This is a genomic window from Streptomyces sp. NPDC052109 (genome assembly GCF_040680195.1).
GTDB lineage: Bacteria > Actinomycetota > Actinomycetes > Streptomycetales > Streptomycetaceae > Streptomyces.
Genome location: NZ_JBFAWF010000050.1, coordinates 1 through 10,544, shown reverse-complemented (window position 1 = coordinate 10,544; position 10,544 = coordinate 1). Strand labels below are relative to the sequence as shown.

General features: G+C 71.3%; 7 protein-coding genes. 2 read left to right on the top strand and 5 right to left on the bottom strand.

Annotation, left to right across the window (positions count from 1 at the left end; all coding sequences use genetic code 11):
* The 4 genes from AB0L59_RS42055 to AB0L59_RS42040 all read right to left on the bottom strand — a co-directional run.
* Positions 1 to 4,724, bottom strand: a 4,724-nt coding sequence (locus AB0L59_RS42055; protein ID WP_365593442.1) for an amino acid adenylation domain-containing protein, incomplete at its 3' end; no start/stop codon positions are given.
* 586 nt (positions 4,725 to 5,310) lie between these two features.
* On the bottom strand, positions 5,311 to 6,165 hold the full coding sequence (locus tag AB0L59_RS42050; protein WP_365593439.1) for an ABC transporter permease: 855 nt from the start codon (positions 6,163 to 6,165) through the stop codon (positions 5,311 to 5,313).
* Between the two features lie 125 nt (positions 6,166 to 6,290).
* Positions 6,291 to 7,145, bottom strand: a complete 855-nt coding sequence (locus AB0L59_RS42045) for an ABC transporter permease (protein WP_365593436.1) — start codon at positions 7,143 to 7,145, stop codon at positions 6,291 to 6,293.
* Positions 7,142 to 8,053, bottom strand: coding sequence for an ABC transporter ATP-binding protein (locus tag AB0L59_RS42040; RefSeq protein ID WP_365593434.1), 912 nt, complete (start codon positions 8,051 to 8,053; stop codon positions 7,142 to 7,144). Before AB0L59_RS42040 ends, AB0L59_RS42045 begins: the two co-directional genes overlap by 4 nt.
* A 132-nt stretch (positions 8,054 to 8,185) precedes the next feature.
* On the opposite strand from AB0L59_RS42040, the gene AB0L59_RS42035 reads away from it, so the two are divergent.
* Entirely contained in the window at positions 8,186 to 9,409 is a 1,224-nt protein-coding gene (locus tag AB0L59_RS42035; protein ID WP_365593431.1) for a sensor histidine kinase, read from the top strand.
* Positions 9,406 to 10,059 (top strand): response regulator transcription factor, encoded by a 654-nt coding sequence (locus AB0L59_RS42030; protein WP_365593429.1) that lies wholly within the window; start codon positions 9,406 to 9,408, stop codon positions 10,057 to 10,059. The genes AB0L59_RS42035 and AB0L59_RS42030 overlap by 4 nt, the downstream gene beginning before the upstream one ends.
* 78 nt (positions 10,060 to 10,137) lie before the next feature.
* Here the strand turns inward: AB0L59_RS42030 and AB0L59_RS42025 are convergent.
* On the bottom strand, positions 10,138 to 10,544 hold a 407-nt coding region (locus AB0L59_RS42025), incomplete at its 5' end, for a phosphopantetheine-binding protein (RefSeq protein WP_365593427.1).

Genomic DNA, 10,544 nt, shown 5'->3' with positions numbered 1-10,544 from the left:
ACCTCCGCCACCCGCGCCGCGAACAACCCCGGCACCAACGACGAACCAAAACCGACCGCCGAGTCGTTCCACTCCACCAACACCCGACGACGCTCGACCTCACCCAGCACCTCCACCGAGGCCAGAGGTGTGTCGGGCTCGCCGCCGAGGGCCGTCTCCAGTGCGGTCGCCAGGTTGGCGACGGCAACGTGCATCAGCTCGGCCACCGCGTGCGGCACGATCGGGGCGATCGCGTCGATCGTGACGTCGAGCGCGGTGCCGTCGTCCGTCACGGCCACGGACAGCGGGTAGTTGGTCCGGTCGTGCTCGTAGACCATCCGGATGCCGCCGGCCGTGCCCTCGGGGACGTCGGCCCGGTCGGTGCCGGCTCCCTGTGCGGACGGGCTGTGGCGGTAGTTGAAGAAGGAGGTGAACAGCGGGCTGTTGCCCGGCACGCCGCTGGCGCGCTGTGCCACAGCCAGGGGGGCGTGCTCGTGCTCCAGCAGCTCGGCGAGCTGGCCACGCATCACCGACACCGCCTCCAGAGCACCGAGTTCACCGGTACGCAGGCGGACGGGGAGGGTGTTCATGAACGGTCCCGGGACGCGGTCGGAGCCGGCGCCGGCGTTCATCCGGCCGAACAGGACGGTGCCGAAGACCACGTCGGTGCGGCCCGAGACGGCCGCGAGCACCCGCGCCCAGGCGACATGCAGCACGGAGGCCGGGCTGACACCGATCCGGCGGGAGGTGTCCCGGATCCGGTCGGTCAGGTGCTGCGGCAGAGTGAGGCCGCCGCGGACCACTCCGCTGCCGTCGCCCTGCGCGTCGACCAGGCCGTACGGGGCGGTCGGCTCGTCCACGTCCCCGAGCAGCCCACCGAAGTAGCGCTCGTGTTCGGACTCGTCGACGGCGCCGCGTGCCTGGGCCACGAAGTTGCGGAACGGGAGCGGCTCGGCGAGTTCGTCGCCACGTCCGGTGAGGAACGCGTGCACCTCCGCCAGCAGGACCTCCTTCGCGGTGTGGTCCTGCACCATGTGGTGCATCCGGATCAGCGCGAGCCACCGGTCCTGCTGGGGCGGCCGCGCCACGTGCAGGTCGATCAGCGGGGCCCGGCCGAGGTCCATCGGCGCGCTGCCGGCCGCCACCAGCTCGGCGACCGGGTCGTCCCCGTGCGGCTCGAGGGTCACCTCGGCCACCTGGAGTTCCGCCCGGCGCCACACCACCTGGACGGGTTCGCGCAGTCCGTCCCAGACGATGCCGGTGCGCAGGATGTCGTGCCGGTCGACCACCCGCTGCAGGGCGTCCAGGAAGCGGTCCAGGAGCTCGCGCGAGTCGAACTCCAGCACGGCGGGCAGGGCGTAGGCGTCCTCGCCCGCGCCGGCGAGGAGGTGGTGGAAGAGCAGGCCTTCCTGGAGGGGGGCGAGCGGATAGACGTCCGCGATGTTCGCGGCGCCACCCTCCACCGTGTCCGCGATCCGCTCGATCTCCTCGGCCGTGACGTCGATCAGCGGGAGCATCTCCGGCGTGATCGCGGTCGCGCCCGCCGGGATCAGGTTCTCGGGCACCACGACCTGGGCCGCGGCGCCGGAGAGGGCGAGCCCGGCCGGGGTCGGGCTCTCGAAGAGCGCGCGCACGGAGACAGGGACACCGCGGGCGCGCAGCCGCTCGACGAGGCGGACGGCGAGCAGCGAGTGGCCGCCGAGGGCGAAGAAGTCGTCGTCGACACCGACCCGTTTCAGGCCCAGGGCCTCGGCGAACTCCTCGCACAGGGCCTGCTCGTGGGGGTTGGCGGGGGGCCGTCCGCCACCGACCGTGAACTCCGGGGCGGGGAGCGCGTTGCGGTCGAGCTTGCCGTTGACGGTCAGCGGGAGGGCGTCCAGCAGGACGACCGCCGCCGGGACCATGTACTGCGGCAGCCTTGATCCGACGAACTCGCGGACGGACGAGCCGAGTTCCGGCTGGTCGCCCGCGCCCTCGGCCGGGACGACGTAGGCGACGAGGCGGACGTCGCCGGGGCTGTCCTCACGCGCGACGACGGCGGCACGGGCGACGCCGGGGTGCGCGGCGACGACCGCCTGCACCTCGCCGGGCTCGATCCGGAAACCACGGATCTTGACCTGCTCGTCCGCGCGCCCGGCGAAGACCAGCCGGCCGTCCTCGGTCCAGCGCACCAGGTCGCCGGTGCGGTAGAAGCGCTCGCCCGCCGTGTACGGGGAGGCTACGAACCGCTCCGCGGTCAGGTCGGCGCGGCCGACGTACCCGCGGGCCAGCTGCGCCCCGCCGATGTAGAGCTCACCGGTGACGCCGGGTGCGACGGGCCGGAGATGGCGGTCCAGGACGTACATGCGGGTGTTGGCGACCGGGCCGCCGAAGGGCACCGCGCCGGTGCCGTCCGGGTCGACGTGCCCGACGGCGGTGATCACGGCTGCCTCGGTCGGGCCGTAAGCGTGGACGAGTCGCCGGTCGCGGGCCCACGCCCGGGCGAGGGCGGGGTCGATGCCCTCGGAGCCGACGACCATGGCGCCGACCCCTGCCAGGTCCTCCAGTTCCAGGACGGCGAGCAGGGAGGGTACGAGGCTGGCGGAGCGGACACCGGCCGACTGCACGAGGGTGCGCAGAAGGGTGGGTTCGGAGCGTTCGGTCGCGCTCGCCACGACGAGGGTGCCGCCGCGGGCGAGGGTGACCGCGATGTCCAGGACGGAGGCGTCGAAGTTGAACGAGGCGAACTGGAGGACCGGGACGCCCGGGCCCACCTCCATAAGAGGTCCGAACACCGACACCAGGTTGGCCAGGGCACCGTGGGCGGTGGCCACACCCTTCGGCCGGCCGGTCGAGCCCGAGGTGTAGATGACGTAGGCCAGTCCGGAGCTGGTGACCGGGCCGTACGGGGCCGTGACGGGCAGGGCGGCCAGCTCCGCGGCCTCCTGCGGGTCGTCGAGCCACAGCACCCGGTCGGTGTCGAGCTCGGCGGCGACGCCGTCGGCCGCGCCCCGGCTGCTGATCACGACCCGGGCGCCGCTGTCCTGCAGGAGGTACGCCAGGCGGTCGGCGGGGTGCTCTGGGTCGAGGGGCACGTAAGCGCCGCCGGTCTTCCAGACGGCGAGTATCGCCGTGACGATGTCCACGCCGCGTGGCAGGCAGAGGCCGACCACCGACTCGGCGCGCACACCGAGGGCGGCCAGCCGATGGGCGAGCCGGTTGGCGCGGGCGTCGAGCTCGGCGTAGCTGACTTCGGTGCCCTCGTGGACCACCGCGACCGCGTCAGGGGTGCGTGCCACGCACTGGGCGAACAGCTCGGGCAGCAGACCCGGTGCGACGTCGGCCGTGGTGTCGTTCCACGTGGTCAACAGGCGGTCGCGCTCGTCCGCGGCGAGGATGTCGACGGCTCCGATGGCGCTCTGCGGCTCGGCGGTCAGCTGCTCGACGACACGGGACAGCCGCTCGGCCATGCGGACGGCAGAGGCGGCCTCGAAGAGGTCGGCGTTGACGATGACCGATCCGCGCAGGCCGGCGGGGGCGCCGGTGTCGTCGAAGGTCTCCTCGGCGACGACCTCCAGGTCGAACTTGGCTACCGTACCGACCGGTCCGGCGGCCGCGGAAGGCTCTGTGTCCGGGCTCTCCGCCCGGGCGCCTCCGAGGTCGGCCTCGGCACGGGTGAGGTTCTCCACGCTGAGCATGACCTGGAACAGCGGGTGCCGGGACAGCGAGCGGGTCGGGGCGAGTTCCTCCACGAGCTTTTCGAAGGGGACGTCCTGGTGATCGAAGGCCGACAGGTCCGTCTCGCGCACCCGGGCGAGGAGTTCGGTGAAGGTCGGGTCACCGGACACGTCGGTGCGCAGCACGAGGCTGTTGATGAAGAACCCGACCAGGTCGCGCAGGACCACGTCGGTGCGGCCGGCCACCGCCGTGCCGATGGGCAGGTCGGTGCCGGCGCCGAGCTTGGACAGCAGCACGGCGAGGGCGGCCTGCAGCGCCATGAAGACGGTCACGCCCTCGGCCCGCGCCAGCTCCACGAGCCGGGCATGGCTCTCGGCGGGGATCTCCAGCGGGGTGCTGTAGCCGCGGTAGGAGGCCACCGGGGGCCGGGAGTGATCGTACGGGAGCGCCAGCTCCTCCGGTACACCGCTCAACGTCTGTCGCCAGTAGGCGACTTGGCTGTGCATCAGGCTTGCGGCGTCGGCCTGGTCGCCGAGTAGTTCACGCTGCCAGAGGGTGTAGTCCGCGTACTGGACGGCCAGCGGCTCCCAACCGGGTGCCCGGCCCTCACGACGGGCCGAGTAGGCCGCGGAGACGTCGTCGGCCAGCGGGCGCAGCGAGTAGCCGTCGCCGGCGATGTGGTGCAGCACCACGACCAGCACGTGCTCCGCCGGGCCGGTGGTGAACAGCCAGGCCCGGATGGGCAGTTCGGCGGACAGATCGAAGGCGGTGGCGGCCGCGTCGGCGAGCGCGCGGTCGAGTTCGGCCCGCACGGCGGACGGCTCGGCGCCGGACAGGTCGACCCGCTCAAGGGCCCAGTCCAGCTCTTCGATGGCGTGGATGTGCTGGTGCGGCTCGCCGTCGGTCACGGCGAAGGTGGTCCGCAGGACCTCGTGCCGTTCCAGGACGTCACGCAGGGCCGCCGCGAGGGCGTCCTGGTCGAGTTCGCCGGTCAGCGGCAGCGCAAGGGGGATGTTGTAGTGCGCGCTCGGCCCCTCCACCTGGTGGATGAACCACAACCGGCGCTGCGCGTATGACAACGGAATCATCAGGACCCCTCCTGCTTACGTCCTCGCCGCCACGTCGGCCGAGGCTGACTGGTGATCTCCGGCCGTTCTTCCGGCCCTGCGGCTGGCACGGCTGACAGCGCCGGTGGGCACGGCTGCGAGGACCGCACGGAATTCCTCCGTCCGGTCCGTTCTCACAGCCGTTGGTACACGGGCCCTCGGTCGATTCCGGCTGCCGGCAGCGCCGTTTCGACACAGATTCCGACCCGGCGAAAGCTCCCTGTTTCTTGTTTCTGCATATGGGGTACCGCGACTTCCCCGGCAGTCACTATGGCCCACGGCCCGGCGGATGATCAATGTTCGGCCACGGGCCCGGAGGCGGGCCTGGGCAGGGCGTTCAGCGTCCGGCGGGCGGCCTCGACGCGGCTGTTCAACTGTCCTCGCCGGGTCAGTTGAACAGTGCGGGAAATCGGGCCGCGTGAATTCTTGACAAAGCGGCAGCCCAGGGTTTTCCGATTCGTCGGGGAACTGGGCGACCCGCCTGTCCTCGAGCGTCATTGTCCGGGAGCAAAGGAAAGGCGCGGGCCTGTTCGGCCCGCGCCTGGGAGGAGTTCAGGTCAAGCGCCGCTCACTGGTCGCGCTTGTTCGCGGAGAATACGGCCAGCGTCGCGGCAAGCAGCGACCAGACGGCGAGGACGACGCAGGCACCGCCCACCGTCCAGGGCCACTCCTCTCCGGTGGCCTGTCCCTGGGCGATACGCCCCCAGGCCTGTTGGATCGTCATGTGCAGGAAGCTGGCGCTGAGGCGACTGCGGTCGTTCAGCAGCGTGGGAAGGACGAAGAACAGCGCGGTGGTCGTCACGATGGTGGCCACGCTGTGCCGGACCACCGCGGCGACCGCCATGCCCACGAGGGCGCAGACCGGGGCGAGCAGCGCGGAGGCCACGAGCATGCGCGGGATCCCGGGGTGCCCGGGGCCGACGGCGAGGTTCTGACCGGACATGACGACCTGGGTGGCGCCGTAGGAGGCGAAGGCCAGGACCACACCGAGAGCGGTCGTGGCCACGGTGATCACAGCCACCTTCGCGGCCATCACCGCACTGCGGGCAGGAACGGCCGTGAACGTCGTCCGGATCATGCCGGTGGTGTACTCACCGAGGATCGTCATGGCGCCGATCGCGCCGGCCCCGGCGATCAGCATCGTGGCGGTGGTGAAGGGGAACGAATCGGCCACTCTTCCGAGCGTCCGGAAGAGCTCCCGCTGCGTCTGGTCGCTCTGCGCGTACTGCTGGACGTCGCTCAGGGCGATGGTGACGGTGCTCGTGAGGACCATCGCCACCGTGGCGAGGAACGCCCACGGGGTCGACCTCAGCGACCACAGCTTGATCCACTCGGCGGCGAACAGATCGCTGAAACGGGCCTTGGGCTCGGCTGGCGGCACTCTGGGCGCCACGGTCATGTCCGTAGTGGTCGGCGCGGTCACTCGGTGTCTCCTTGAAGGTATTCGACGCTGTCGGCGGCCTGTTTCGTGAACGCCGCCTGCGAGGGGGACGTGCTCCGGCGGGCATCTCGGCCCGCCGGGTGGAGGGCGGTCGGCGGCAGCGCCGCTCACTGGTCCCGGTGGCTGGGGGTGAGGACGGCGAGCGCGGCGGCGACCAGCGCCCAGACGGCGAGGACGATGCAGGCGCCCCCCACCGTCCACGGCCACATCGCCGTGGTCGCCTGGTCGTAGCCGATACGCCGCCAGGCCTGCAGGATCGTCATGTGCAGGATGCTCGCGCTGGAGTGACTGCGGGCGTTCAGCACCGACGGGATGACGAAGAGCAGGGCGATCGTGACCACGATGGTCAGCACGCTGTGCCTGATCAACGTGGCCAGGCCCATGCCCACCAGGGCGGACACCGGAGCGAGCGCCGCGGAGGCGGCGAGCAGACGCACGACGTTGTGGTGACCGAAGCCGACGGCGGCGCCCTGTCCGGACAGGATGCCCTGAGCCGCACCGAACGAGAGCAGTGCCGCCACCACGCCGAGGGCGGTCGTCGCGGCGACGACCACCGCCACCTTCGCGGCCATCGCCGAACGGCGGGCCGGCACGGCCGTGAACGTGGTCCGGATCATGCCGGTCGTGTACTCACCGAGGACCGTGATGGCGCCGATGGCACCGGCGCCGACGATCAGCATGGTGGCGTCGCCGGTCGGGAAGGAGTCGCCCACCGCTCCGAACATCCGGAAGTACGCCTTGCCCGCCGCGTCGGACGAGCTGTAGTGCTGCGTGTCGGCGACGGCGCCGACGATGGTGATCGTGAGGATCACCGCCACCGTGCCGGCGAAGGCCCAGAGGGTCGAGCGCAGCGACCACAGCTTGATCCACTCAGCGGCGAACAGGTCGCTGAAACGGGCCTTGGGTTCCGATGACCGCTCGGCGGACGCCGCGGTCGTCCTGGACGTCGTCGGTGCGGTCACTTGGTCTCTCCTGCGACGTACTCGACGCTGTCGGCGGTCAGTTCCATGAACGCCTCCTCCAGCGAGCTGGTGTGGTTTGTCAACTCGTTCACCAGGATGCGGTGTTCGAAGGCGATCTCGGCGATGCGGTCCGCATCCAGCCCGGTCACCATGAGCTTTCCGTCGGGCTCGCGGTCCACCTCCGCGCCCGCGTCGGTCAGCAACGTCAGCAGCGCCGCCGGGTCCGGCGTGCGCACCGACACGCTTCGGCGGGCACCGCGGGCCGCGAACTGTGCCAGGCTCTCGACCGCGATCAACTGGCCCCGGCCGAGCACGACGAGTTGGTCGGCGGTGTGCTCCATCTCGGACATCAGGTGGCTGGAGACGAAGACCGTGCGCCCCTCGGCGGCCAGTCGGCGGAACAGTCCGCGCACCCAGTGCACGCCCTCCGGGTCCAGCCCGTTGAGCGGCTCGTCGAAGAGCAGCACCGGCGGGTCGCCGAGCAGCGCGGTGGCGATGCCCAGGCGCTGGCGCATGCCGAGCGAGAAGCCGCCGATCCGGCGGTCGGCCGCGTCCAGGATGCCGACCTCGCGCAGCACCTCCTCCACCCGGCTGCGCGGGATCCGGTTGCTGCGGGCCAGGGCCCGCAGATGGGCCCGGGCGGTGCGCCCGCCGTGCACGTCGCCGGCGTCCAGCAGGGCACCGACGTGCCGCAACCCACGGGGCAACGAGCGGAAAGGGCGGCCGTCGACGGTGACCGTCCCGCTGGTGGGGGCGTGCAGACCCAGGATCATCCGCAATGTCGTACTCTTCCCGGCTCCGTTGGGGCCGAGGAATCCGGTCACCTGGCCGGACTTCACCGTGAAGCTCAGGTTGTTGACCGCCAGCTTCTTGCCGTAGCGCTTCGTCAGCTCGTGGACTTCGATCATGTGGCCCATCGTGCCGTCGGTGGGGTGTTCAGCACATCACACCCGCGGTGACACCTGTCCCCCTGACTGTCAGCCACGGTCGTACACCCGTGGTCCGATGTCCGCCGAGGGCTGCCTGGCTACCCTCGACGTATGCACGCCACGCTGACTCTCCCGCTACTCAAACGCGTGCCACCAGGTGCCTGGACAGCCCTCACCTGGCTGGTGGTCACTCTCTACCCCACGCTGCTCGTCGGGCAGCACGGCGCCGCCGCCTGGTTCAACGGCATCGCGATGGGCGGACGTCTCGGGGAGACGGGCCGGGACTGGAACATGGTGTACGGGGCGACGCTGGTGGCTCTGGCGGGCAGCGCGCTGCTGGCGCGCAGGCCGCTGGCCGGTCTCACCCTGCTGACCGTCGCGTCGGTGGCGGTGTGCACGGGCTGGTCGTTCGGGTCCCAGTTCCCGCCGCTGCAGTTCCTGCCGGCGGACATCGCCCTGCTCACGATCGCGGCCACCCGGCCCCGGCGGACGGTGCGCATCGCGGCGGGCCTGCTGATCGGCGTCCTGGTCGCCCACATCATCATGGTCCCCCACACCGACACCGGCGACGCCCAGGGGGCGGTGCTGCTGGCGGTCATCGCCCTGCTGATCGGCCGTTCGATGCACCAGGCCCGCGTTCACACCAAGGAGCTCAACGCCCAGTCCGCCGCCCGGGCAGTCACCTCCGAGCGGTTGCGGATCGCCCGTGAGCTGCACGACGTCGTCGCCCACACCATCGGCATCGTGGCCCTGCAGGCCGGCGCCGCCCGCCGGGTGATCGAGACCCAGCCGGATCTCGCCCGCACCGCGCTGGGCGAAATCGAGACCGCCAGCCGGGAGACGCTGTCCGGGCTGCGCCGCATGCTCGGCGCGCTCCGGCAGCCCGAGCCGGGATCGGACGCCGAGCCGGCCACGAAGGAGCCGGTCCCGCTGGATCCGGGTCCCGGCCTGGCGAACGTCGACCGGCTCGCGGCGACCACGGCCGCCGCCGGGGTCCAGGTGGACGTGCGGTGGAGCGGCGAACGGCGCCATCTTCCACCGGAGATCGACATGTCGGCCTTCCGGATCATCCAGGAGGCGGTAACCAACGTAGTGCGACACGCCGGTGCCAAGATGTGTCAGGTGTCCATCGACTGCCAGGAGTCGGAGTTGTTCATCGAGATCCTCAACCACGGCCACGGGCACCCGCAGGGAAGCACCGCGGGGTCCGGCTTCGGACTGGTCGGCATGCGCGAGCGAGTGGATCTGCTGCACGGCGAGTTCACCGCCGGACCACTTGCCGAGGGCGGCTTCCGCGTGGCCGCCCGTCTTCCGGTCCCCGAGGAGGTCCGATGACGATTCGTGTGCTGCTGGTCGACGACCAGGAACTGGTGCGTACCGCCCTGAAGATGGTGATGGCCGACGCCCCCGACCTGGAGGTGGTCGGCGAGGCCGGCGACGGCGCCCAGGCGGTGGAACTGACCGCCGCCCTGGAGCCCGACGTCGTGGTGATGGACATCCGAATGCCCGGCATGGACGGCATCGAGGCCACCCGGAAGATCACCTCCGGCCCCGGCAGCGCCCACATCGTGATGCTCACCACCTTCGACGACGACGACTACGTCTACGGTGCCCTGCAGGCCGGCGCCTCCGGCTTTCTGGTCAAGGACATGGCCCTCGACGAGATCCTGACCGCGGTTCGGGTGGTCGCCGACGGCGACGGCCTGATCGCCCCCAGCGTCACCCGCCGACTGATCAAGGAGTTCGCCGGCCGTCCGTCGGCGGCTGCCAAGCCCCGACGAACCATCACCGGCATCACCGACCGCGAGCGCGAGGTGCTCATTCTGGTAGCCAAGGGAATGTCCAACACCGAACTGGCCGAGCACCTGGTGATCAGCGTCGCCACCGCCAAGACCTACGTCACCAGGCTGCTGGCCAAGCTCGACGCCCGTGACCGTATCCAGCTGGTGATCATGGCCTACGAGGCCGGCCTGGTGACCCCGTAGGCCTGTCGGGGCGCACCAGCCGGTACTCGTGCGCCCCGCCCCCCGCCGACGACGGCCGGTCCGATCAGTACGGGGCCGTCACCGGGCGCTCCGGTCGCGCATCGATCGCAGGGCCGGCCGACTCGACTTCTCGGTCCCGAGCCGCTGTGCGAGCCCCGCGACGGTGGGCGCGTCGAACAGGGTGCGGATCGGGACGTCGATCCCCAGCCCGGCACGGATTCTGGCGGTCAGTTCCACCGCCAGCAACGAGTGGCCGCCGAGGTCGAAGAAGTCGTCGTCGACGCCCACGCTCTCCACGCCGAGGACCTCGGCGAAGGCCTGGCAGAGGGCCTCCTCGCGTTCGTTCGCGGGGGCACGGCCGGTGCCCGCACCACCCGACGCCTCGGGGGCGGGCAGGGCCTTGCGGTCGAGCTTGCCGTTACCCGTCAGCGGCAACTCCTCGAGCACCACCACCGCCGAGGGCACCATGTACTCCGGCAGCCGCC

Coding starts and splice junctions, on each gene's coding strand:
- AB0L59_RS42030 (WP_365593429.1), top strand. CDS start 9,406: ATGACGATTCGTGTGCTGCTGGTCGACGACCAGGAACTGGTGCGTACC.
- AB0L59_RS42035 (WP_365593431.1), top strand. CDS start 8,186: ATGCACGCCACGCTGACTCTCCCGCTACTCAAACGCGTGCCACCAGGT.
- AB0L59_RS42040 (WP_365593434.1), bottom strand. CDS start 8,053: ATGATCGAAGTCCACGAGCTGACGAAGCGCTACGGCAAGAAGCTGGCG.